General features: G+C 62.2%; 23 protein-coding genes. 10 read left to right on the top strand and 13 right to left on the bottom strand.

The window, feature by feature from the left end:
* From AAFP29_RS04130 to AAFP29_RS04110, 5 genes are all read right to left on the bottom strand, one after another.
* Entirely contained in the window at nt 1-192 is a 192-nt protein-coding gene (locus AAFP29_RS04130; protein ID WP_419216032.1) for a ferredoxin, read from the bottom strand.
* A gap of 2 nt (nt 193-194) precedes the next feature.
* On the bottom strand, nt 195-1,649 hold the full coding sequence (locus AAFP29_RS04125; RefSeq protein ID WP_419216031.1) for a cytochrome P450: 1,455 nt from the start codon (nt 1,647-1,649) through the stop codon (nt 195-197).
* Nucleotides 1,646-2,440: an SDR family oxidoreductase gene (locus tag AAFP29_RS04120; RefSeq protein WP_419216030.1), complete on the bottom strand. Its 795-nt coding sequence runs from the start codon at nt 2,438-2,440 to the stop codon at nt 1,646-1,648. The genes AAFP29_RS04125 and AAFP29_RS04120 overlap by 4 nt, the downstream gene beginning before the upstream one ends.
* The gene (locus tag AAFP29_RS04115) at nt 2,440-3,669 is read right to left on the bottom strand and encodes a cytochrome P450 (RefSeq protein ID WP_419216336.1); all 1,230 of its coding nucleotides are present in this window, start codon (nt 3,667-3,669) and stop codon (nt 2,440-2,442) included. Before AAFP29_RS04115 ends, AAFP29_RS04120 begins: the two co-directional genes overlap by 1 nt.
* 69 nt (nt 3,670-3,738) lie before the next feature.
* Nucleotides 3,739-4,359: a TetR/AcrR family transcriptional regulator gene (locus AAFP29_RS04110; RefSeq protein ID WP_419216029.1), complete on the bottom strand. Its 621-nt coding sequence runs from the start codon at nt 4,357-4,359 to the stop codon at nt 3,739-3,741.
* A 60-nt stretch (nt 4,360-4,419) separates the two neighbouring features.
* Here AAFP29_RS04110 and AAFP29_RS04105 point away from each other — a divergent pair, with 60 nt between their 5' ends.
* Genes AAFP29_RS04105 through AAFP29_RS04075 form a run of 7 tightly spaced genes read left to right on the top strand, consistent with a single transcriptional unit; the run spans nt 4,420 to nt 11,191 of the window.
* Nucleotides 4,420-5,883, top strand: coding sequence for an aldehyde dehydrogenase (locus tag AAFP29_RS04105; RefSeq protein ID WP_419216028.1), 1,464 nt, complete (start codon nt 4,420-4,422; stop codon nt 5,881-5,883).
* Nucleotides 5,884-5,913: 30 nt separating this feature from the next.
* Nucleotides 5,914-6,642, top strand: a complete 729-nt coding sequence (locus AAFP29_RS04100; protein WP_419216027.1) for an SDR family oxidoreductase — start codon at nt 5,914-5,916, stop codon at nt 6,640-6,642.
* Complete coding sequence (locus AAFP29_RS04095) at nt 6,639-7,505, top strand: NAD(P)-dependent oxidoreductase (protein ID WP_419216026.1); 867 nt, start codon at nt 6,639-6,641, stop codon at nt 7,503-7,505. The genes AAFP29_RS04100 and AAFP29_RS04095 overlap by 4 nt, the downstream gene beginning before the upstream one ends.
* Nucleotide 7,506: 1 nt before the next feature.
* Nucleotides 7,507-7,893, top strand: coding sequence for a carboxymuconolactone decarboxylase family protein (locus AAFP29_RS04090; RefSeq protein ID WP_419216025.1), 387 nt, complete (start codon nt 7,507-7,509; stop codon nt 7,891-7,893).
* Between the two features lies 1 nt (nt 7,894).
* On the top strand, nt 7,895-9,220 hold the full coding sequence (locus AAFP29_RS04085) for an alpha/beta hydrolase domain-containing protein (RefSeq protein ID WP_419216024.1): 1,326 nt from the start codon (nt 7,895-7,897) through the stop codon (nt 9,218-9,220).
* On the top strand, nt 9,217-10,164 hold the full coding sequence (locus tag AAFP29_RS04080) for an amidohydrolase family protein (RefSeq protein ID WP_419216023.1): 948 nt from the start codon (nt 9,217-9,219) through the stop codon (nt 10,162-10,164). The genes AAFP29_RS04085 and AAFP29_RS04080 overlap by 4 nt, the downstream gene beginning before the upstream one ends.
* A 13-nt stretch (nt 10,165-10,177) precedes the next feature.
* On the top strand, nt 10,178-11,191 hold the full coding sequence (locus AAFP29_RS04075) for a TIGR03617 family F420-dependent LLM class oxidoreductase (protein WP_419216022.1): 1,014 nt from the start codon (nt 10,178-10,180) through the stop codon (nt 11,189-11,191).
* 73 nt (nt 11,192-11,264) lie between these two features.
* Here the strand turns inward: AAFP29_RS04075 and AAFP29_RS04070 are convergent, their stop codons facing one another.
* The 3 genes from AAFP29_RS04070 to AAFP29_RS04060 all read right to left on the bottom strand — a co-directional run bounded on the left by AAFP29_RS04070 (nt 11,265) and on the right by AAFP29_RS04060 (nt 13,976).
* Nucleotides 11,265-12,461, bottom strand: a complete 1,197-nt coding sequence (locus tag AAFP29_RS04070; protein WP_419216021.1) for an RtcB family protein — start codon at nt 12,459-12,461, stop codon at nt 11,265-11,267.
* A 187-nt stretch (nt 12,462-12,648) separates the two neighbouring features.
* Nucleotides 12,649-12,924, bottom strand: coding sequence for a DUF2277 domain-containing protein (locus tag AAFP29_RS04065; RefSeq protein WP_419216020.1), 276 nt, complete (start codon nt 12,922-12,924; stop codon nt 12,649-12,651).
* An 83-nt stretch (nt 12,925-13,007) separates the two neighbouring features.
* On the bottom strand, nt 13,008-13,976 hold the full coding sequence (locus AAFP29_RS04060; RefSeq protein WP_419216019.1) for an NADPH:quinone oxidoreductase family protein: 969 nt from the start codon (nt 13,974-13,976) through the stop codon (nt 13,008-13,010).
* A 98-nt stretch (nt 13,977-14,074) separates the two neighbouring features.
* Here AAFP29_RS04060 and AAFP29_RS04055 point away from each other — a divergent pair, with 98 nt between their 5' ends.
* A complete protein-coding gene (locus AAFP29_RS04055; RefSeq protein ID WP_419216018.1) occupies nt 14,075-14,734 on the top strand; it encodes a class I SAM-dependent methyltransferase in 660 nt (219 codons plus the stop codon).
* Nucleotides 14,735-14,821: 87 nt separating this feature from the next.
* On the top strand, nt 14,822-15,238 hold the full coding sequence (locus tag AAFP29_RS04050) for a pyridoxamine 5'-phosphate oxidase family protein (RefSeq protein WP_419216017.1): 417 nt from the start codon (nt 14,822-14,824) through the stop codon (nt 15,236-15,238).
* A 3-nt stretch (nt 15,239-15,241) separates the two neighbouring features.
* On the opposite strand, the gene AAFP29_RS04045 is transcribed toward AAFP29_RS04050, so the two are convergent.
* Nucleotides 15,242-19,099, bottom strand: a complete 3,858-nt coding sequence (locus tag AAFP29_RS04045; RefSeq protein ID WP_419216016.1) for an AAA family ATPase — start codon at nt 19,097-19,099, stop codon at nt 15,242-15,244.
* 221 nt (nt 19,100-19,320) lie between these two features.
* On the opposite strand from AAFP29_RS04045, the gene AAFP29_RS04040 reads away from it, so the two are divergent.
* Entirely contained in the window at nt 19,321-20,004 is a 684-nt protein-coding gene (locus AAFP29_RS04040) for an MspA family porin (RefSeq protein WP_419216015.1), read from the top strand.
* Between the two features lie 93 nt (nt 20,005-20,097).
* Here AAFP29_RS04040 and AAFP29_RS04035 read toward each other — a convergent pair whose 3' ends face one another.
* From AAFP29_RS04035 to AAFP29_RS04020, 4 genes are all read right to left on the bottom strand, one after another.
* Nucleotides 20,098-20,943, bottom strand: coding sequence for an LLM class F420-dependent oxidoreductase (locus AAFP29_RS04035; RefSeq protein WP_419216014.1), 846 nt, complete (start codon nt 20,941-20,943; stop codon nt 20,098-20,100).
* Between the two features lie 542 nt (nt 20,944-21,485).
* Nucleotides 21,486-22,529, bottom strand: a complete 1,044-nt coding sequence (locus tag AAFP29_RS04030; protein WP_419216013.1) for a prenyltransferase — start codon at nt 22,527-22,529, stop codon at nt 21,486-21,488.
* 1 nt (nt 22,530) lies between these two features.
* Nucleotides 22,531-23,259 (bottom strand): class I SAM-dependent methyltransferase, encoded by a 729-nt coding sequence (locus AAFP29_RS04025; RefSeq protein WP_419216012.1) that lies wholly within the window; start codon nt 23,257-23,259, stop codon nt 22,531-22,533.
* A gap of 56 nt (nt 23,260-23,315) precedes the next feature.
* Nucleotides 23,316-24,560 carry a glycosyltransferase family 4 protein gene (locus tag AAFP29_RS04020; RefSeq protein ID WP_419216335.1) on the bottom strand — a complete coding sequence of 415 codons (1,245 nt, stop codon included), beginning with the start codon at nt 24,558-24,560 and terminating at the stop codon, nt 23,316-23,318.
* Between the last annotated feature and the right edge of the window lie 40 nt (nt 24,561-24,600).

The raw sequence follows: 24,600 nt of genomic DNA, 5'->3' as shown, positions 1-24,600 counted from the left end.
TCAGTCTTCGACGATCTTGAGGGCTTGGGTAGGGCAATACCGCACGGCGGCAACAACTTCGGATCGATGACTCTCATCGGGGTGATCGTCGAGGACCTCGACGTGATCACGATCGGCTACGAATACGTCGGACGCCTCCAGTTCGCACATACCGTGCCCCTGGCATAGGTCCAAGTCGACGACGACTCGCATGATCACACCTCCGCGCAGCGCGGACCCGGTTCGCTGCGACGGCGGTAGCGCACTCGGCACGGTTGAGCCAGTTGTACAACCATCTTCGAGTGGTCGTTGTGATAGGAATCGGCGGGCTGGGCCATCTCGAACTCGTAGTTTTGCAGAAGGACCGAGAAGATGGCCTTCAGTTGCATGATCGCGAATTGCGCTCCGACGCACCGATGCCGGCCCGCGCCGAATGGAATCCAAGTCCAGCGATTGACCAGATCCTCTTGGCGCGGTTCGAAATAGCGATTTGGGTTGAACTCGTTCGGATCGGGGAAGTCGGCGGGCAGCCGGTTAGACACGGCTGGTGAGACCGCGATCGATTGTCCGGCTTTCACCGTGTACTCGGTCGACGAACCGTCCGGCCCCTCACCGTGAATATGGAAGTCCTCCTGCACAACTCGCATCAGAATGATAAGCGGCGGATGTAGCCGCAAGGCCTCTTTCAGGGACGACTCCAACTTGGGGATCTGACGCATCGCCGCGAAGCTGTACGGCACCCGTCCATCTACGGTCTCGACATCGGCATCTGCACCCGGTCGATAGATCTCATCCAATTCGGCGACGACCTGATCCAGATAGTCGGGATTGCGCAGCAGTTCGATCAAAGTCCATGCGGCCGTACCCTGTGTCGTGTGATGGCCGGCGAACATCATCGAGATGAAGATCCCAGTTACGGTGTCGGCGCTGAACATCGGTGTGCCGTCATCATTCTTCAGCGAGACGAGCACATCAAGCAGGTCTCGATCCTCTTTATTCTCAGGGGGATTCGCGACTCGACCATCCAACACACCCGCGATGAATTCGACCAATTCGGCCCGAGCCGCATCGCGACGCCGAAAGCTCTCGATATCGGCGTTGTAGTCGACATAGGCGAGCGGATCGGTCCCCTTTTCCAGATCGTGGTAGAGCTCGGAGACGTGTTTGGATAATTCTTCGCGAAATTTGCGGCCGATCAGACACGATGATGACGTGTAGAGCGTCAATTCACCGAAGAACTCCAGCAAGTCAATCTCGCCAGATTCACCCCACTCGGCGATCATCCGCTCCACCTCATTGGGAATGGTGATCGCGTGCTGCTTCATATGTGCGCCCTTGAGGGCCTGGTTGTGCAACATCTCCGAACGACGCTCGGGACTGGTGTCGAAGACGACGCCTTCACCGAAGACCGGGGTCATGAACGGGTAAGCCGCTGCCTGATCAAGGATTTCATCGGATGCGCGGAAGAATTCCTCATTCGCCGCGGCACCGGATACCAGGACAACTTCACGATCGGCGAGCTGAAACTGCCCGACGTCGCCGCATTCGTTCCGAACTCGTGCGAACAGTCCGATCGGGTCGGTCGCCAGTTCATCGAGGTGACCGTATTCGACTTCACCGCCGGATACCCGGCGCGGCGTCGAAAGCTGTTCTGCGGCTGCTGATGTCATCTGCGTTCCTCCTCAATCGTGGTCAGTTTGCCCTCGGCTTCGACTTCGAGCACTCGGATATGCGCTCCCGGCGGCATGGCGATGACCGAGCTGACGGCTTGGGCCACGTTGTCGGGGGTCATGAAGTTGCCGTGTCGGGCCAGGCCGAATCGGACCCAGTCGCCTAGCATCGCCTCGGTTTCGGTCGGGTCCAGGTTCATCCCCATCCCGGTGAGGGTCTGTCCGGGCCGAATCACGCTCGCGCGCACACCAGTTCCTTCGAGTTCCATCTGGGCGGTGGCTACCAAGCCTTCGATGCCGGTCTTCGCCGCCACATATGCCGACGACCACGGGCGCGGGCGGATCGCAACGTCGGAGCCGATGAAGATGAAGTCACCGCGACGGCGAGTGATCATATCCGGTACTGCTGCTCGATAGAGCCGGTGTGCACCTACCAAGTGGATGTCGATCTGTTCGGCCCATGCCGCGGAGTCCATCTCATGGGCACGGCCAACGGCGAGGTCGCCAGCACCGGAGATGACGACCTCCAAAGCACCAAGTGCCGCTTGCGATTTCGCGACCGCTTCGAGCACCGAGGCCGTGTCGGTGACGTCCAGCGGAACCGCGACCGCTTCGCCGCCGGCCGCACTGATCTGCTCCGCGGTCTCCTGACACTTCTCTACTCGGCGAGCGCCGAGTGCAACCGGATAGCCTGCGGCGCCGAGCAATTGCGCTGTCGCGGCACCGATACCCGACGACGCACCAGCGATCAGAACCGGGCGGCGAACGGGGTGGGGTCCAAAACGAGGCATCAGCGCACCGTCACTTTCACCGGGAGGGTTGCGAATCCACGCACGTTGACCGAATGCACCCGCTCGGCCCTATCGATGTCGATGTCAATGTCACGAATCGACCGGGCAACCTCGGTGAGACCCACATTCGCCTCCAGCCGGGCCAGATGCGCGCCAAGGCAGAAATGCGTTCCCAGACCGAAACTCGTCAGTGCCTGACCAACCGAACCATCCGTGCCGGAACGTCCGACGACATATTCTTCCGCATCGGGCCCGAAGACCTCTTCGTCGCGGTTGGCCGAACCGACGAGCAGCAGCACCCGGTCACCGGCCGGAATCGTATATCCGCCATATTCGACATCCTCCAGGACCCGGCGCAACAGCATCTGCGTCGAATTGTCATAGCGCAAGGTTTCTTCGGTCCACTCTGGCACGACGTCAACATTGGACAGCGGTTTGGCCAGCTGATCGGGGAATCGCCACCCCCAGTAGATCGAATTGGCAAGGAGTTTGGTGGTCGTCTCATTGCCCGCGACGACCATCAGCATCATGAAACCGATAATTTCGTCATCGGTGAGGCGCATGAGTTCGCCAGTCGCATCGTCGTGGATCTCGGCGCCGAGGAGCGCGGACACCAGATCGTCGCCAGGTTGCTTTCGACGTCCACCGAGTAGGTCCGAATAGTATTGGAATAGCGCGATATAGGCGTGCACCGCGGCCTCGGGAACGTCGAGCACTCCCTCTTCGCGATGGATAAGCAGGTCCGACTGTTCGCGCAGAAACGCACGATCCGACGACGGCACATCGAGCAATTCGCTCACGACGTCCATCGGCAGCAGGCCGGCGAAGTCGCCGACGAAGTCGAATTCACCGGCGTCGAGACATTTACTCCAGTGCTCATGGGTCAAAGCCGTTATCCGGCCGGACAATTCGTTGACGCGTCGCGGCGTGAACCCTTTCGAGACCAGCTTGCGTATCCGCAGATGTTTGGGATCATCGAGAGCGAGAAACGACATGGACCGATGAGCATCGGGCGTATAGGAAGCCGGGTCCAGCGAGACGCCCCAGCTGTTGGAAAGCCTTGTGGCATCGCGGAATGCGGCACGCACATCCGCGTGACGGGCGAGCGCCCAGAAATCCATTCCGGCATTTCGGTATACCGGCGCCTGAGCACGCAGTCGCCGATACGTCGGGTACGGATCGTCGTGAAAATCGTAGGCATACGGGTCGAATGGAATGAGGTGTTCCATGCCGGTCGCGGTGGCGATGTCGGACACGCCGGACTCCTTCAGATCATCTGGGCTGTTGCACAAGAAATGTCAGTTGTCGAGTACTCGCAGCGCGGCGGCAACGAGTCGTTCCGAGGTCGCCTCGTAGCTGAGATGTCCCATCCCGGCGTGCACGAGCGCTCCCGCGTAGAGAAGTTCGAGGGTGTCCACGACCGGGCCTGGGCTTTCCGGATCGACGTCGAGGGCCTGCGCGAGCCGGACCCGGATGAAGCCGCCGATCCGTAGCCGTAGGTGTTCGACGTCGGGGTCGGTGCCGAGCAGCGCGACCGTGACCGCACCGCCGAGTTGCCCTTCACCCGCCACCACGAGCGCGACGGCCCGCAACACTTGAGCCACCCGTTCGCCGGGTGCGCTTGCCGGGTCGGGTTCGGGAACGCCGTCGGCCAGACGTCGCCAGAAAACTTCGGCAACGAGATGACTCTTCGACGAGAAGTAGGTGTACGCCGTAGCCGGGGCCACACCCGCGAGTTTGGCGACGGCCCGAACGGTCAGGCCGTCGAAGCCGACGTCGTTGAGGACGTCTACCGCAGCATCGGTCAACTTGGCGACTGTCTCGGCCTGCTGCGTTGAGAGGCGGCGGCGTGTCGATTCCTGTGCGAGGGAAGCGCTGGGAGTAGCTATGCCGATCGATGTCTGTTGCGTGCTGGACATGTGAGCGACGCTACACTACGTTTGAACCTGAGTCCAGACACCTGTCCAGATGGAGGTCCAGTGAGTGTTTTACGCCCAACCGACAGTTCCGAACTGCTGATCGACGGCAAGCTTGTAGCCGGTTCCGGCGGAGTATTCGATGTCGTCAACCCGGCGACCGAAGAGGTCATCGGATACGCCGCAAACGCCACCGCGGCCGACATGGATGCCGCGATCGCCGCCGCGCGCAACGCGTTCGACACCACCGGTTGGTCACGCGATCACGCCTTTCGCGCCAACTGCCTACGGCAACTGCGCGACGCGCTGCAGTCACATACTGACGAGATGCGCGAGTTGACTGTCGCCGAAGTCGGCTGCCCAATATTTCTCACGCACGGCCCCCAATTGGAGGGGCCTGTCAGTGATCTGGGCTATTTCGCCGACCTGGCCGAATCCTATTCGTGGACAACCGATCTCGGCGAGGCATCGCCGATGGGTATTAACACCCGACGAGAATTGCGGTCCGAAGCCATCGGCGTAGTCGGAGCGATCACACCGTGGAACTTCCCCCACCAGATCAATTTCGCCAAGATCGGACCGGCGTTGGCAGCCGGTTGCACCGTGGTTCTCAAACCCGCCCCGGACACTCCCTGGTGCGCGGCGTTGGTCGGCAAAGTCATCGCCGAGGAAACCGACATTCCGCCGGGCGTGATCAATATCGTCACCTCGACCGACCACGCGCTCGGCACCCAGTTGACCACCGACCCGCGGGTAGACCTGATCTCATTTACCGGCTCGACCGCGACCGGCCGCCAAGTGATGGCCGCCGCATCGGAGACGTTGAAGAAGGTATTCCTGGAACTTGGCGGAAAATCAGCCTTCGTGATTCTCGACGACGCCGATTTGGCCGGAGCATGCTCGATGGCTGCTTTCACTGTCGTAACCCACGCGGGACAGGGGTGCGCGATCACCACCCGACTGCTCGTCTCGCGGGACCAGTACGAGCAGGCAGTGGAGTTGACCCGGACCGCACTGGCCGGGTTTGCTGCCGACGATCCAACCAAACCCGGAACCATCTGCGGCCCAGTCGCTTCGGCCCGTCAACGCGACCGCGTCCTGAAGTACATCAACGATGCCCGCGCCGACGGCGCGGTGATCGAGACTGGCGGCAAAGCGCCGGAAAGAACCGGGTACTTCGTCGAACCCACCCTAATCTCCGGCGTCGACAACTCCGCGCGCATCGCTCAAGAGGAGGTGTTCGGGCCCGTCTTGGTCATCCTCCCCTACGACGGGGATACCGACGCGATTCGGATCGCGAATGATTCGCCATATGGCCTGTCCGGAGCGGTGTACGGCACCGACGAGACACGAATCAACAAGGTGGTCAACGGTATTCGCACAGGGACACTGGGAGTCAACGGCGGCATTTGGTATTCCGCCGATATCCCGTTCGGCGGATACAAAGCCTCCGGGATCGGCCGCGAGATGGGTGTGGCCGGCTTCGAAGAGTACCTGGAAACGAAAGCCGTCGCCTACCCCGCCTAGTACCCACAACACGAGAAGGACACTCCCCCAATGCGATTCGAAAACAAGACAGCTATAGTGACCGGCGCCGCCGGCGGTATTGGCGAGGCCTACGCACGCGGGCTCGCCGCCGAGGGCGCACGCGTTGTCGTCGCCGACGTCAACGATGAGCTCGGCGAGAAGGTCGCCGCCGACATCGGCGGCACATATATCCACACCGATGTCGCCGACGAGGACTCAGCGAAACACCTTGTCGCACAGACGGTCGAGACCTACGGCAAGATCGACTACCTGGTCAACAATGCCGCCATCTACGGTGGAATGAAACTCGACTTCCTGATCACGGTCCCCTGGGACTACTACAAGAAATTCATGAGCGTCAACCTCGACGGTGCGCTCAACGTGACCCGCGCCGCGTACGCCGAGATGAACGCCGGCGGCGCAATAATCAATCAATCCTCCACCGCAGCATGGCTTTACAGCGGTTTCTACGGCCTGGCCAAGGTCGGCATCAATGGTCTGACGCAACAACTCGCCGTCGAACTGGGCGGACAGAATATCCGAGTCAACGCGATCGCTCCCGGACCGATTGACACCGAGGCGACCCGCACCACCACGCCGTCGAATATGGTCAAAGATATCGTCAACGGGCTCGCGCTGAAGCGAATGGGCACGACCGAGGACCTGGTGGGCATGTGCCTTTTCCTGTTGTCCGACGAAGCCCAGTGGATTACCGGCCAGATCTTCAATGTCGATGGCGGACAGGTGATTAGATCGTGACGGCCAACATTCGTCTGGGCTACGTGGGGCTGGGCAATATTGGCGGCCCGATGGCCGAAAAGCTGGTCTCCGGCAGCCATCCGGTGACTGTCTTCGACCTTGACGATGCTGCGGTGGCCAAACTGGTCGACGCCGGAGCGTCAGCAGCGCATTCACTCGCCGACCTCGGTACGAATGCCGACGTCATATCCATCTGCGTGCTCAACGACGCACAGGTGCGAACCGTAGTCGACGGATTACTTACCGCCGCACCAGCGGGAACCGTCATCGCGATCCATTCGACCATCAGCCCGGAAACCGCGGTGGAATTGGCGTCAACCGCGTCGGCCAGCGGAGTGGTGGTGCTCGACGCACCGATTTCCGGTGGGGCACAAGGCGCCTCGGAGGGACGCCTGGCGATCATGGTCGGCGGCCCCCGCGCGGCATACGAGCGAGTGAAACCCGCATTCGAGCCGGTGTCCAATATGGTGGTGCACGCCGGCGACCGCGTCGGCGCGGGCACCGAGATGAAGTTGGCGCGCAATCTCTTGCACTTCATCTCCTTCGCCGCCACCACCGAAGCCGCGCGGTTAGCCGAGGCGGCCGGGATCGACCTCGGCAAGCTGGGACGGGTCGTTCGCCATACCGATGCGATCACCGGCGGTGCGGGCGCGATCATGTTGCGCGACAATACTGCTCCGATCGAGCAGGATGACTTCTGGTACGACGTCTTCACGCATGTGCGCGACCTCGGCGAGAAAGACCTCCTCCTGGCAACGGGATTGGGTACGCAACTTGGCGTCGACACACCGCTCGGCAACATTGTCTTGCCGAATCTCGCTCAATGGCTTGGCGTTCCACATATCGAGAAAGGCTCTCCCTAAGATGACCGACGAGATGACACCGCAGCGCCGCAAGGGCCTCGAGATGATGTCGAAGGTCTATGGCTGGGAGATGGCCGACGGCCCGGGCGACTTCTTCGCTCATACCGCCGACCATGTATTCGGCGAGGTATGGGCCAGGGATGGCCTGTCGATCAGAGATCGACGTCTGCTGCTCTTAGGTGCGTTGGCGGCGACCAACCAAGTCGATGTCGCCGAAATTCAAGCGGGAGCAGCACTGGGCAACGGGGAGCTGACCCCCGACGATCTCGACGAGATCGGCCTATTCCTGTGTTACTACATCGGCTGGCCGCTGGGCAGCAAACTCACGATGATGTTCGGGGGTGTAAGCAAGAAGTATCGGAAGACTAACCACGACAAGGAGTCCTAAGATGGTGGCGACCGTCGCATTCACCGAACTGTCGGGTGGCAATGGCTGCTCGCTACTGTCGGCGGCTCCTGCCCCGGATCTAGCCGCTGCCGGCTATTCCGATACCGAGTTCGCGGTTCACGGTTTTACAGTGGGCCGCACCGCCGATGGTCCGGTGCAGAATGCGCAGTTCACCACGCGGATCGTCGCACGACGTCCGTTGGACGGCACCGACTTCAACGGTACGACCGTCGTGGAATGGCTCAACGTCAGCAGTGGTGCCGATGGCGCACCCGAATACACCTACCTCGCCGAGGAATTGGTGCGTGGCGGATACGCATGGGTCGGCGTATCGGCCCAGTACGACGGTGTGGAGGGAGGTGTCGGATCGGTCGGCTTGAGCCATGCCGGACCAAAGTCGTTGGCAGGCAAAGATCCGGACCGCTACGGCCAACTGCACCACCCTGGCGATGCATACTGTTACAACATCTTTGAGCTGATCGGTCGGCAACTGCGGAACACCGACACCACCGCACATCCGCTCGCGGGCTTAGCCGTCCAACGGGTCCTCGCGGTGGGCGAATCACAGTCGGCGATGGCGTTGACGACCTTTGTGACGGCATTCCCCGACCACACATTCGATGGCTTCCTCATACACAGTCGGGCCGCATCGCAGTTGCCACTCGGCGAGGTCGGAACGGGAATCGACGTGGATGCGACATTCTCAGGTAACCCAGTCACCATTCCCGACGAGGTCGGATCACCGGTATTCATCGTCCAATCCGAGACCGACGTCCTGACCAATTTCCAGTTTCACCGCGCGCGACAGGCCGACACCGATCGCCTGCGGACGTGGGAAGTCACCGGGAGCGCACATGCCGACCACTTTCAGATCGGGCAATACGAGGAGTACCTTGGCTGCCCGGACCCGGTCAACCGCGGACAGCAACGTTTCGTACTGCGCGCCGCGCTGTCTCATCTGCGAATATGGGTCACTGACGGCACCGCGCCACCACATGCGGCACCTCTGGAACTCGCCGACGACCAGCAGACCTTCGTCACCGACGAGGTTGGAAATGTACGGGGCGGAGTTCGTACGCCCTGTGTTGACGTGCCGACACAAATACTCACCGGCGTGGTGAGAAATCCGGTATCGAGGATTTGCCTGCTGTTCGGCGCGACCGGTGCGATCGAGCCCGGCGATCTCCTCGCTCGGTACGGCAGTCAGGAGAGTTATCTCGACGCCTATGGCGCGGCGACAGCCAACGCGATCGCGGAAGGCTTTGTGCTAGAAGCTGATCGAGCGGAGGTCATCGCAGACGCACATCCTGAGCTGCTTGGCTCATGACATCACCTCCGCATCCGCATCTCGGGCGTAGTCTGACCAACGTGACGAATCACGAACCCTTCAGCGACGAAGAGGCACGCTCGGTCACCGCGGTGTGGCAGGGCCTTGGCCTGCCCGGATTGATCGATGTCCATACGCATTTCATGCCGCGAAATGTCATGGACAAGGTCTGGGCCTACTTCGATTCGGTCGGACCGATGGTAGGCCGAGAGTGGCCGATCAACTATCGCGCCGACGAGGATGTACGCGTCGCAGGCCTTGCCGCGTTCGGAGTTCGACGGTTCACGTCGATGATCTACCCGCACAAGCCCAATATGGGCGAATGGCTCAACGGCTGGGCTGCAGATTTCGCCACACGCCACCGCGATTGCCTGCAAACGTCGACATTCTATCCCGAGGAATCGGCGCCGGCGTATGTCGGCAAAGCCATCGAATCGGGTGCGCGAGTATTCAAATCGCATATCCAGGTCGGCGACTACTCCCCGACCGACCCGCTCCTCGACGGAGTCTGGGCGCAGCTAGCCGATGCACAGATTCCAGTGGTGATCCATTGCGGATCCGGCCCCGCGCCAGGACGATTCACCGGACCACGCCCGATAGCCGATGTGCTGCACCGCTTTCCATCGCTACGGCTGATCATCGCTCATATGGGTACCCCGGAATTCGTCGAATTCCTCGACCTCGCCGACAGGTACCCATCAGTCCTGCTCGATACGACTATGTCGTTCACCGACTTCAGTGAGGAATTGGTCCCATTCCCCAACGACGCATACCCACGATTGGTCGACCTGGGCGACCGGATTCTATTCGGCAGCGATTACCCTAATATTCCATACGGTTACCGCCATGCCCTCGACGCATTGGTGCGGCTGGAGTTCGGTGACGACTGGCTGCGTGGCGTGTTGTATGCCAACGCGGCCCGGGTGTTCGGCGTCGAGTCGTGAGGGTCACCGGCTCATGAAGGTCGATGTCACGCTGACCTGCGACCTTCGAGATATGGCCGCCGCATCATCGAAAGCTGAATCCGCTGGCTACCAAGGTATTTGGACCTTCGAGGGGTCCCACGACCCGTTCCTGCCACTACTGCTCGCCGCAGAACATACCCGGACGGTGACGCTGGGAACGTCGATCGCGGTGGCGTTCGCGCGTAACCCGATGCTGTTGGCGACGATGGGCTGGGATCTGCAGGCCTATTCCGGCGGACGGTTCATCATGGGGCTCGGCACCCAAATCAAACCGCATATCACGCGCCGCTATTCCATGCCGTGGAGTCGACCGGCCGCGCGGATCGCGGATATGATCGACGCCGTTCGTGCGATCTGGGACAGTTGGCTCACTGGCGGACGGCTCGACCATCGCGGCGAGTTCTATCAGCACACGTTGATGACACCGCTGTTCATGCCGGATCCGACCGTCGTCGCTGAAAGCGGCACTCCCCCAATATGGTTGGCGGGAATAGGCGAGCAAATGACGCGAACGGCCGGTGCGGTCGCCGACGGATTCCTGTCACATCCGCTGGCCACCGGCGATTTCCTCCGGGAGGTCACGGTCCCGACGCTGGGCACGGGGGCGGCCTCGCGTGATCGCGAGACCGTCGTCGACATTCACCACTCGGCGATGGTCATCGTCGGCGCGAGCGCGGACGACCGGGCGGCGGCACGCGAGGCGATTCGCAAACAGATCTCGTTCTATGCGTCGACTCCCGCGTACTGGCCCATCCTGGAATTACACGACCGGGCAGCGATCGGTCCCCAACTGCGCGAGCTATCGAAACAGGGCAAGTGGATTGAGATGGCAGATCTCGTTGACGACGGGCTAGTGGATACCATCGCGGTGACAGTGACTGATCCGGCCTCGGGCGCGACAGAACTGGCGCGGCGGTTCGGCGGGGTGGTCGATCGACTGGGTTTCAACACCCCATATCAAGCAGATGATGCGATCCTGGCCGCTTTGGCCGCCGCGATCCGCTGAAATATGCCCTGTGCGCAGGTGAGATGGCAATAGGGCATCTCAGTTCACGAGGGGACATATTTCAGCGGCGTCACTATCCCTTGACGCAGATTATCTGGCGCAGGAAAGCGACTACCTCGACCAAATTGTTCTGTGCGGCGACAACTTCGTTGATGTCCTTGTACGCACCTGGGATCTCGTCGAGAACCCCCTGGTCCTTACGGGACTCGACACCGACGGTCTGAGCGATCAGGTCTTCGACGGTGAACGATCGTTTCGCCTTGTTACGCGACATCTTTCGGCCCGCTCCGTGTGACGCACTGGCGAAGGAGTCCACCGAACCCAGCCCGCGTACGACATACGATCCGGTGCCCATCGAGCCCGGAATCAAGCCAAGATCTCCCGCACCCGCACGGATCGCCCCCTTACGGGTCACGTACATCTTCTCGCCGTCGATGACCTCCTCGGCCACATAGTTGTGGTGACAGGAAATCTGCTCGCCGAAACTTACTCCGGCGGTGGGGAATTCATCGAGTACCGCCTGCTTCACCAGGTCAAGCATCACCGCACGATTCTTGGCGGCATAGTTCTGCGCCCACGTCAGATCACGACGGTACGCGTCCATCTCCGGCGTACCGGCGAGGAATACCGACAACTCGGCATCGGGAAGGTCGACGTTGTGCTGCAACGTCTTTGCCACGCCGATATGCCGCTCGGCGATCTCCTTGCCGATATTGCGCGATCCGGAGTGCAGCATCAACCACACGCGGTCGTTCTCGTCGAGGCACACTTCGATGAAGTGGTTGCCGCCGCCGAGGCTGCCCATCTGCTTGGCCGCACGGGTACGACGATTGTGGACCTTCTCGTCGAGATCGGCGAAAGAGTCCCACAACTCGTTCAGATGCCACTTGGTGGCAGTCGACATCTTGTGGCGATCAACCGGATTGTCGTGCATCCGAAATCCAACCGGGACAACCGTCTCGATGCGCGAACGCAACGCACGCAAGTTATCTGGCAGGTCTGCGGCGGTCAGCGATGTCTGTACACCTTCCATACCGCAGCCGATGTCGACGCCAACCGCCGATGGCGAGACCGCGTCACGCATGGCGATGACCGAACCGACTGTTGCCCCCTTGCCGAAGTGCACGTCGGGCATGACGCGGAGCCCGTGAATCCACGGGAGTGTGGCGATATTTCGTAGTTGCTGGAGAGCCTGAGCTTCGATCTCATACTCGTGTGCCCACATCAACGTATTCGGTGCGCCGGACAACTGCACCGGGTAGCCATTCATTACCTTTCCTATCCTTGACGAATTGTTTGCCTGCAGGACAGTACGGGGTAATGAGTTGGCGGACAATCGATTTACCGCCACCAGATCGATGCTGATGAAATGTCGTCCAGCTGAGGAGCATCGGAGGGCATAGTGCCCTCCGGGCATACTCGCGGGGACGAGACTACGACGACGAGCTACGTGCCCGTCAGCCGCCGGCCCTGGCTGCGATCCGCGCCTGCACCTCGGGCCTACGCAACGGCGGCACCGTCTTCGGCGGCTGGCGCCGTGCGGGCATCTGTCCAAGCAACTCGCGGGTCGTCGCGGTAACTTCCGCCACGGCCTTCTCGAATGCCTCCTCGACGGCCGCCGACGGATGACGGATTCCGCTGATCTTTCGCACGTATTGGCGCGCGGCGGCCTCCACCTCATCCTCGGTGGCCGGCGGCTCAAGTCCACGCAGCTCAGTGATATTGCGACACATGGCTAACCTCCAAATTGACTATGTTTCACAAGGCCGGATTCACAAGGCCGGACTCACAAGACAGACCAGTTCCTGGTACCAAACTAATCGGCGATGCGGACGACCGCTTTGCCGCGAACCCGACCTTCGGCCAAATCCGTGAGTGCCTGCGGCAACTCTGCCAATGAGTAGGTGACGTTCACCGGCGGGCGCATGCCGGCGTCGACCATCTCCACCAACTCGTCGTGCAAGAGCGCCGGAACATCCGGGTGGGTCCGCACATACTCACCCCAGGCTGCGCCGGTCACAGCGATATTTCGGAACAGAACTCGATTGAGCTTGACGGTTGGAATGCCGCCCGCGGCAAACCCGATCACCACGTATCGTCCGTCGGGAGCCACCTGCCGAAGCGCCTCGTCGAAGACGTCGCCGCCAACCGGATCGATCATTACGTCGACGCCCTCGGGCGCGAACTGCTTGAGCCGCTTGCCCCAGCCCTCGGTGAGCTGCACCACCTCGTCGGCGCCCGCCGCGCGCAGCATCTCTTCGGCACCGGTGCGGTGCACGACGGCAATTACCTTGGTGCCCATAGCTTTTGCAACCTGTATCGATGCGATTCCCACACCGCCGGCAGAACCCAGCACGCCCACGATCTCGCCCGGCGCGGTCTGTGCTCGCATCTTCAGCGCGAATAGCGCGGTCTGGAAGTTGATTCCCATCGCCGCCGCTTCGTCGAAGGTTATGACATCGGGGATGGGCAACAGCTGCGCCGGGTGCGCGACAACCTGCTCGGCGAACCCGCCGACCATCGACGCCACGATAACTCGGTCGCCGGCCTGGAATTTCGAATCGGCCGGGGCGGTACGCACTACCCCGGCTACCTCGGTACCCGGCGTAAACGGCAGCGGCGGGCGTAACTGATACTTGCCCTGGCTCATCAGCAAGTCGGGAAAGCAGATACCGCATGACTTGATGTCGACGAGCACCTGATCGGCACCGGGTGTCGGATCATCGACCTCGGTCAGGGACAAACCGGCTGGGCCGGATTCTTCGGTGAGCAGCTGCGCCTTCATAGTTTTCGACCCTACGCGCGCCGCGACACCGATTCGTCGACAACCAGCGATACCGACTCGACGCGGAAGTAGAACGCGTTACAGGTAAGATCGGGCGCATGTCGACAGCCCCGTCCACCGCCTCCGAGCTGACCCCGGTTCGTCTCGCCGCCGCCGATGCGGCCCCCGGATTCATGCCGACCGACGAGGCTATGGCCCTCTATCACGTCGCGCAGGATTACCTCGGCCGACCGGATTCGGTCGGCATCGGCGTCGAAATCGGTACCTACTGCGGAAAGTCGACGGTATTTCTCGGTGCCGCGGCACTCGAGGCGGATGCACTGATCGTGACGGTCGACCATCACCGCGGCTCCGAAGAACATCAGCCCGGTTGGGAGTACCACGACACCTCGCTCGTCGATCCGCACACCGGCACCCTGGACACCTCCGCTCGTTTTCGCCGCACCATCTACGACGCCAATCTGGAGGGCACTGTCCTGGGATTACTCGGCAAGTCAACCGACGCCGCGCGAGTGTGGGGCGCACCTGCCGACTTCGTATTCATCGACGGCGGTCACAGTTCGCAGGCAGCACAGGCCGACTACCTCGGCTGGGCACCGTGGGTGCGCCCCGGCGGAGCGCTGCTGATTCACGATGTATTCCCCGACCCAGCCGACGGCGGACGACCGCCATACGAAATCTATTGCCAGGCTTTGGAATCCGGAGACTTCAGCGAGGTCGGCGGTCACCGATCGCTACGGGTGCTCCAGCGGCGCTGAAACTGCCCCCTGGGGGAGCAGGCGCTATATCGCCGCGTGATCGCGTGAGCGGGACACTTCCAGCGGTTCGACTGTCATCATGGGCAGATGGCCCTCACCCACACTGAAAAGCAAGAATTTCTCGCGCAGCCACATGTGGCCGCCTTGTCCGTCAGCCTAGCCGGGCGCGGCCCGCTCACCGTGCCGATCTGGTACGCCTACACACCTGGCGAACAACCGTGGATCACCACATTGCCGTCGTCACAGAAGATGGCCGCCATCAACGCCGCCGGGCGGTTCAGTCTGATGGTCGATACCGTTGTGCCGCAAGTGAAATACGTGTCTGTCGAAGGCGTCGTCGCCGACGTCGCACCGTCAACCGATGCACAGATCGAAGAGGTTGCCGCGCGGTACCTGGGGGGCGATGCGTTGGCCAGCTACCTATCCTTCGCCCACGACCAATTGGGGGAGCATGTGACGGTGTGGATGGAGCCGACACATTGGCTTGGCGCTCTTATCGGGTAACGATCAGCTCGTACAGGGTCGCTCATACCTAACGTCTGGCGCGACCGCTTGCCACTGTGCCGGACTCAAAGTCCCGTTAGTGGTTTCACACACCCGCCGCACGTCCGACTCGACGTCGGTATTCCACCACTGCAGCATCGACTGCCCACCGGTATAGATTGTCTGATTCCCGACGAAGGTCGTGAACCTCGTCATCGCCGACGTCAACGACAGTGGACCGCCGTCGCCTCGACGCTGCGGTCGGGCCGGATCGTGCAGATCCCAGATCTCCAGCCCCTGGTCGGTCCCGACTGCGAGGGTGCTGCCATCGTCGGAAACCGACAGCGCCGCAACACGATTGCCAACCTGCGCCAAATACACCTGGTTACCCTGCGGATCGTGCACGGAGATCGTCTCGTCATCCGACGCCGCGTACAGATATCTGCCCGATTTGGCATAGGCGATGTCGTTCACCCCGCGTCGATGCGCGTCGAGCGGAGTCGAGGCCTTCACCGCGCCGGTATCGGGCGTCGACCACTGATACACCCGACCGTCGGCGCTGGCGGCGCTCAGCTGGCCGCCATCGGGACTGAAGATCGCCCGCTGAATGAAACCCGTTGGCCCCGATAGCGATCCATTTATCCGCACCGGCCTGGCCGGGTCGGTCACATTCCATCTGGTGAGCGACACATCGGTATCGCCGGTGATCAGTTCATCGCGCGTCGGCGAAAAGGCAAGCGGTGCTGTATATCTCGTTGCTACCGTCAGCTCGACCAATGGCCGCGGCCGCGTCGGATCAGCAACGTCGAATAGCTGAATATGCCGGCCACCGCCGAAGGCGACCGCCAGAATCCGACCGGTCCGATCAAATGCCGCGTAATACCCACCGCTGGTCCCCACTCGCCGCTCGATAGTCGACCGATGCACCGGTCGGCGCGCATCACTGGTGTCCCACAGGTCAATTGACTGATCCGCCGAGCCAGTTGCCAATAGCCTACGGTCCGGGGTCACCGCGGGCCGCATGATAGGCAGCGGGTGAGCTGGTATCGGCGAGACCGGGACCGACCACGCCTGTAAGAGTCCGGCGGCTCCCGCCGTGAGCACTACGTCGTCGCTCAGGTAATGAGCAGTATTGATGGCACCGTTGCCGGTCCGGATGGGTTCACCAATACTGTCGAGTCGCGCGGGTGACGCTCGGCGCCCCGCACCATCGATATCCCACCGGCGCGCCGTCCCGTCGAGCGATGCGGACAGCATCGTGGCGCTATCGGCCGAGAATCCGACCGACCACACGGCCGCCAGATGCGCTTCGGAACGCAGCGCGATCAAAGTTGGACGACGCGGATCGGCGATGTCATAAACGGCGACCGCACCGTCGTCGCGGCCCGCTGCGAGAAACCGACCGTTGCTCGAGATCGACACCGAATGCCAGCCAGCCTCGCCGCCATCGTCGAGGGTGGCAATCGTCAACGGCGCGTTGGGATTCGATATATCGACGAGCGACATGGTCGCATCATCGCTCGCGAGGGCGAGTAACGGCGCCGTCGGACTGAACGCGACCGAGCGAACCGGCCGCTTGTGTTCCTTCACCACGCCGAGAGGCCGATACGGCTCGCCACCGACTCCGGGATTCCTGGTGTCCCACAACGTAACCGCCCCACTGTCCGAGGTGGTGGCGAACAGAGCGCCATCCGCGCTGTACCGGACAATATAGGTAGCACCCACCCCGTCCGGCGCCCGCAGCACACCGCGTCGTACAGGTGCGGCCGGATCCACGACATCCCAGATCGGCACCGTACCGTCCCCCGACGCGGTAGCCAGCAGCGACGTATCGGGGGCGAAGGCCACCGAGGTGACAAAACTTTGATATCCCGTCAAAGCAGTTGGGTAGCTGGCTGTTTCGCGTGGAACGGAGGCATCCCAGAGACGAACAGTACGATCGTTGCTCGCAGTCGCGACCATCGTCTTAGGACCGGACCGCTTAGTAGCGAGATCATAGACGGCCGCGGTATGCCCCTTAGGTGCCGACGCGGGCAACGGCAACTGTTGAGTCTGCAGCACTCGAAGCTGCGCTCGCTGATCGTCGGGTCGCATATGCAGAGCCGCCACCGCCAACTGCGCGGACAGCCCAGGATCGGTGTAGCTGAGGCGGCCGATGGTCGCCATCAGCGCGGAATACCGCGCGTCGTCGCGCTGAGAACTCAACGCGACGTTGGACACGATCGCCAAGACCGCCGCCACCACCGACACCACTGCGAGCACCACCACCGACACCAGCGCGACCCGGCGTCGACGCTGCCGGGTTTCCAGGTGCTCACCCGTCGCGGCGAGGAAACGCTCGGCCAGATCTCCAAGTAGCGGATCGTCGGCCAAGACGGTGGCGCGGTGATAGCGCTCGGCCGGATAGAGCAATGCGGCACTACGGCCGGCCTCATCCCATTCGCGCGCGTCAGAGCTCACGCGTTGCAATAGCGGCGCGCTGCTACGCACTCCATCAATCACCTTGACCATCCGCGGCCAGGCCGTCAGCACCGCGTCGTGGATGAGTTCGACATGTCCCTGACCGATCGTGATTAACCGTGCCTGCGCAAAGGTTTCGACGACCTCGGTGACCAGCGCGGCGTCGGCGATGACCGATGAGAGCGTGCCACCGTCGGTCTGTACGCGGACCACCGTGTGTTCGTCTATATGCACCATTGCCAACAACAGCCGGCATGCAACGTGTTGCGCTCGCGGCGAGAGATCGGCCCAGGCGCGCTCCGCGACGTCAGCGATCGCGGATTCGACGCCGCCGGTCGCGCGATACCCGGCGATTGTGAGCGCTCCGCCTCGCCGCCGGGTCCACATCACCGAGAGCACCTGCGCGAGCAACGGCAATTGACCGGCGCGCGTTGTCACCGGTTCACCCGTCGCCGACTGCAACGTCGTGGCGTGCAGGTCGGCGATCATTGTGGCCGCTAGCCCCTTCTCCACTCGGAGTCCGGCGGCGCGGGCCGGTTTGCTGATGACCTCTTCCAGCTGTGCATCAGTCATTGGCGGCACGATTAATGATCGGCGTTGCCACGCGCGGGCAATCGGCGTCAACGCCGCGCAGCGTTCGTACATATCGGCGCGGATGCCGAGTACCACGACGGTTCGCGGCAGGGTGGCCAATGCGGCGAGTGAGTCGACGAGATCACCGGCACCCGCATCATCGGCGCCGACTAGGACAGCTTCGAGTTGGTCGACGGCGACGATCCGGAGCTGATTCTCATCGACGTCGGACTGGTCGTCGCCGGTGAGCTCGGCCGCGGTCGTGGCATGGGCGGTCCAGCGGCGAGACGGATCATCGGCGAGCGCGGCGAGGCCCGCGCCGAGGAGCGAGGACTTACCCGCACCGGAAACTCCAGTGACGACGACAAGCGCGGGGGTACCGGATTCGACTGCCGCGAGTTCGATCAATTCAGCCAAGTCGGCGAGCACCTCGTCCCGGCCGAAGTACACCGCGCGATCATCGGAAGTCAGCGCGGCGAGACCGGCATACGGTTCGTCGGGCAGCACGACCGCGGGCACAGCCTGCGGTTGTGCGGGTGTCGATATGCGCGTCCGGTCCCACCACTCGCGCCATTGCGGAAGCGACGGAAGGTCGGGCGCCTCCGGACGCATTTGCGCTTGCAGCGTCAACCAAGTGAGGACCGGCTCGAGTACTTCGAAATTGGCTGGCAGGTGCCGACCGCGACGCCAGTCGCTGATTCGCTGGACCGACACCGATGGCCGGCCCGGCGCGACCTTTGCCGCCCCCACGGCGACAGCCGCCAGCGTCGGCGACCCGGCGACGGCGAATAGTGCCATCAGTTGATCGCCGAACCGGCCGACCGGATCGGCGTCAAAACTCTGGGTCACACGCGTCAGAATAGGTCCAGACCAGGATTGGGCCAACTTCTCTTTCCGGTCCGGAATTCCGGATCGGAGCTTTGACCTGCGCAAAGATGCTGATCCGGAATTCTCGATGCGGCACTTGGAGGTTTCTTGATGTTTGCTGTGGGCACATCGCTCGGCATCGACGCCGGGCCGGAATTCTGCGGGATCGGCCGCATAGACATCGGGAAGACACGGGAATTGACATGAAGAGATTAGTGACGTCGGCGGTCTTGGCGCTAGCCGCGACGATCGCCACGGGGGTCGTGGTTGTGGCGCCAGCCGTCGGTGCGACGAAGACCACCACGGACGGGCACCGGGTCTCGATCACCGCGGAGACATCGAAGGTGCGGGCCGGCGCACCGCTCGACTCCAACCCGCTGACCAAAGAAGCGTTCATCACCTCCGACTTCCGCGCCCGCATCTCCGACATCGCCAAGGCCAAGAAGCTGAGTGCGAAGGTCGTCGTCGGCTATCAGTTCGGTTACCCGGTGTCCGTCGCACCCGACGGCGTGACGGTCACGCTGCACACACCTGACCTGAAACTGAAGGGCGGGCTGAACGCGAAGGTGTCGCCGTCTGTTGATATCGCCGCGGCTGGACCCACCGCCAAGATCGGAACCGATATCGGTGCCGACGTCGGCGCGGAATCGACGATCATCCCGGCAGCCGACTTCGAATTCAAGGTCGCCCCGGGCAAGATCTCCGAAGTCAAAACCGGGGAGATCACTATGACCGAACCGGAGATCGAACTGTTCCTCGACGGAGTGCAGTTCTCGGTCACCGGCGCTGTGGGACCGGTATCGGTACGCCCGTTCGCGACGATCACAGTCACTACCGCCAAGGGACTGTATGTGCTCAACGCTTACGGAAATACCCGCCGGGTGTAGGCCCCAGACTCAACTGAGAATGGGAACCCCACGAGGGGTGCGGTCGGTTGCGGTGCCGTCGGGGGGCGCCGCAACCGACCGCTCTTTCGTTTGTTAGCCCAGCCCGAGCTGGATGGCCCGCTTGGCGAGATATGCCCCGGCCTTCTCGACGTCGTCGTCGGGGACGCCGTAGAGCACCGTGGTGACACCGAGTTCGCGCCAGTGTGCGAGACGCTGTTCGTCGGGCCGGGTATCAAGGACGACGATCTGCGGCTTACCCTCGCGGCCCGCATCGGCCCAAGCTTTGTTGAGCAGTGTGACCGACCCGTCGATATCGGCTTCACCAGGGGTGGTGATCCACCCGTCGGCACTGCGCGCGATCCAGGCGAAGTTCTTTTCGGTACCGCCCGCGCCGACGAGGACCGGAATATGCGCCTGAGTCGACTTCGGCCACGACCAACTGGGGCCGAATTTCACGAACTCACCGTCGAACGAGGCTTCCTCCTGCGTCCACAGCGCACGCATCGCTTCCAGGTACTCACGCAGCATGGTGCGACGACGCCCCGCAGGGACATGGTGATCGGACAATTCGTCGAGGTTCCAGCCGAATCCGACGCCGAGGGTTACGCGGCCGTCGGATAAGTGGTCGAGGGTGGCGAGTGTTTTGGCGAGGGTCAGCGGATCCGACTGAACAGGGAGCGCGACGGCGGTCGCAAGGCGAATCCGTGAGGTCACCGCCGCGGCCGACGCCAACGACGTCCACGGGTCGAGGGTGCGCATATAGCGATCGTCGGGCAGCGACGAATCACCGGTACCCGGGTGGGCCGCCTCGCGTTTGGTCGGAATGTGGCTATGTTCGGGCACATAGTAGGCCGCGAAGCCAGCCTCCTCGATCATCGGCGCGAGCACATGCGGCTTCAACCCCCGATCGCTGGTGAACTGAACGATTCCGAATTCCATTCCCATGACCTCTCAGACATTTGACTGGACACTAGTCTAGGTGGCTGGTTTCGCACGGTCCAGGGTTTCGGCGATTTTCCCCGCGAATGTACGGGCCGGGTGGTGGATATGTTGCGGTGGAAGGTTTTTCGAGGTCGGGTTGCGGGGTCTCGATACACCGACTCGCAAGCTCGTCGGCACTCGACCAGCAGCAGGCCAACGCAAGCCACCATCGCCGGTCGAGTGCCGAGGAGCGCTAGCGACGAGGTGTATCCAGACCCCGCAAGCCACCATCGCCGGTCGAGTGCCGAGGAGCGCTAGCGACGAGGTGTATCGAGACCCCGCAAGCCACCATCGCCGGTCGAGTGCCGAGGAGCGCTAGCGACGAGGTGTATCGAGACCCCGCAAGCCACCATCGCCGGTCGAGTGCCGAGGAGCGCTAGCGACGAGGTGTATCGAGACCCCGCAAGCCACCATCGCCGGTCGAGTGCCGAGGAGCGCTAGCGACGAGGTGTATCGAGACCCCGCAACCTCCACGCGAAACCTCTGCACCACTTGGGAACTCAGTGGACCGGTACTGTCACTTGACGTTGCGTGACGTCCCGGAAGATTCCGTTACCCGACGACGTCCGACTAACCGCATCCGCAGCGAGTACGACCGCCGCCGAGGTCCAGCAACTTTTCTCCACCGGCCAGCGCTTGCCGTCGGCGAAAACCAGTCCGGTCCAATACGATCCGTCCGGATCGCGGAGATGCTGTATCGACGCCAACAGCTCAACCGCCCGCTCGGTGTCACCCAACGCGTCAAGTGCCAGCACCAACTCGCTCGTCTCCGCGCCAGTCACCCACGGCCGGTGGTTCACGCACCGAATCCCCTTATCCGCCACCACGAATTCCGACCATCGCTCGTCGATCCGCCGCATCCCGACCGCACCGCGCAGCGCGCCACCCAGCACCGGGTAATACCAATCCATCGAATGCTCCGACGGCGGCTTGAACACATTCATCGAGTTGGCGAATGCCTCGCCTAGCTCGGTATGCGCCAGTATCCACCGATCGGGTTGGTGCCCAAGGTTTTCCGCGATGCTGATCGCGCAGTCTAAGGCGTGGTAGATGCTGGCGTTGCCGGTCAGCAGCGCATCGTCAAACATCGTCCGGCCGGTGAAGTCCTGAGCCCAGCGGAACGCACCGTCGGGCCGTTGAAACATGCAGACCAAATCGATCGCCCGACGCACCGTTGGCCACATGGCCCGGAGAAAAGAGTCGTCATCGGTGATCAGATAGTGGTGCCATACGCCGACCGCGATATACGCACAGAAATTGCTATCGGTGTTGGCATCAACCACATCGTCGCCACGGAACTCCATCGGCCACGATCCGTCGGCGCGTTGCATACGACGTGACCACCCGTACGCAGCCTCGGCTTCGTTGATGAAGCCGGTCACCGACAGTGCCATCGCGGATTCGACGTGATCCCACGGATCGGTCTTTCCGCCCGGAAACCACGGCAGCGCACCGGAATCGGTCTGCATACCGACGATCGCCGAACCAGTGGCGGCCGCCTGCTGTGCAGACAAGACTCCGGGCACCGCGGGCTGGCGGGTCACCTCAGGCGTCCGCATTCTCCGACGGCTTACGCAGATACAGCGCAACAGATTTGCCGATCAGAGGGTTGAGCAACTGCTCACCGCGCACGGTCAGCCACGGCTTGCTCATCATGTCCCAGACCAGCATTTGGTGATAACCCTTCACCAAAAAATTGTCATTATTCTCAACGCCCACAGCACATTTCAGCCACCAGTACGGAGCGTGCAGGGCATGGGCGTGGTCAGTTCCGGTGACTTCGAGTCCGGCGTCGCGCAACTTCCCCGACAGCTCCGACGCCTTGTAGATCCGGACGTGACCACCTTCGACCTCGTGATACGCATCCGACAGCGCCCAACATACCTTTTCCGGCCAGTATCTGGGCACGGTGACGGCTGCGATACCACCTGGCTTGAGCACCCGTACCATCTCCGAGATCGCCGCCTCGTCGGACGGGATGTGCTCAAGGATCTCCGACATCAGCACTACGTCGAAAGAGTCGTCGGCATACGGAAGTCGTAGTGCGTCACCGACTTCCGCCCGCGCCTTCGCCGACGCGGGAACCTGATTCTCGGCCATCATGGCATCGAACATCTCGCCGACATCGGCCATATCTGATTCCGACATGTCGAAGGCGACGACGTCGGCACCACGACGGAACATCTCAAAGGAGTGGCGCCCCTGCCCAGCACCGATATCGATAGCCGTGGTGCCGGGGCCGACGCCGAGGCGGTCGAAATCCACTGTGAGCATTGAGTTTCCTCCAGTTGGGGGTAATAGCTATTGGATTGTCGGGGTGCGAGGCGGTTTTACTCGCGTTGCTTTTCCAAGACCGACTGATAGTGTGCCGCCGTTTTGGCGGCCACCGCGGCCCAGCTGTAGTTCTCCTCGACTCGGCGTCGGCCGGCGTCGCCCAAACGTTGACGCAACGCGGCATCATCGAGCAGCGTAGTGAGCGCAACGGCAATCGCGCCCGAATCCTGTGGCGGCACAAGGATTGCCGCCTGCCCGTCTTCGCCGACGACCTCAGGGATCGCCCCTGCTCTCGTCGCGACCAGCGGAGTTCCGCAACTCATCGCTTCGACCGCCGGCAATGAGAACCCTTCGTACAGCGAAGGCACACAAGCTATCTCAGCCGTTGCGAGCAGATTTGCCAGTTCGTCGTCATCGATCCCTGACACCACACTCACCTTCTCGGCGATCGACAGATCGTCGATTCGCTTGGCGGACGGGCCATCGGGATCCAGTTTCGACACCAGTACCAACTCGATCGGGCGTTCGGCACCCACTTTGGCAATCGCCTCCAGCAGATAGCCAACTCCCTTGAGGGGCGCATCGGCACTGGCCACACACACCACTCGTCCGGGTATCCGGTCCGCCGACGGAGAGAATATGTCGGTATCGACCCCCAACGGAATGGTGGTGATTCGGCCGTCGGGGATGTCGAATGCCTTGCGGATATCTACTTCACTGCTGCGCGAAACAGTCAGCAGCTCGGGTATCCGTCTGGAGACGATGCCCTGCATCCGCAAGAACGAATGCCAGCGCCAGGCGGTAACCTTCTTGAACCCCTTGGCCGCTCGCACGGCCAGACTCCGATCTCGGGTGATCGGGTGGTGGATCGTCGCGATCAGCGGAAAACCGAACTTCTGAATTCGTAACAGCCCGTAGCCCAGACACTGATTGTCGTGCACAACGTCGAAGTCGGCCCGACGACTCTTCAAAAGACGCGCGGCGCGCAGGCTGAAGGTCAACGGCTCACCGAAGCCAGCCGTCCACATCGCGCCGACCTCTAGGAGATCGATCCAGTCGCGGAATTCACGGAGCCTGGGCGTCCGGAACGGATCGGCGTCGTTGTAGAGGTCCAGGCTTGGCACCTTGGTGATGGTTACGCCGGCGTCGATCGCCGACCGATCCAGTTCCGGATATGGCTGCCCGGACAGGATTTCGACGCTATGTCCGAGCAACGCGAGTTCGCGGGAGAGATGGCGGACGTATACGCCCTGTCCGCCGCAATGCGGCTTGCTCCGATAGGAGAGCAACGCGATGCGCAGTATTCTCTTGTCCGACATGCCATTCGATTCTGACATGCGC

It is taken from the genome of Gordonia sp. CPCC 205333 (genome assembly GCF_048537885.1).
Taxonomy (GTDB): Bacteria; Actinomycetota; Actinomycetes; order Mycobacteriales; family Mycobacteriaceae; genus Gordonia.
Note: the sequence above shows the minus strand (reverse complement) of the source record. Positions and strands in the feature narration are given on the sequence as shown.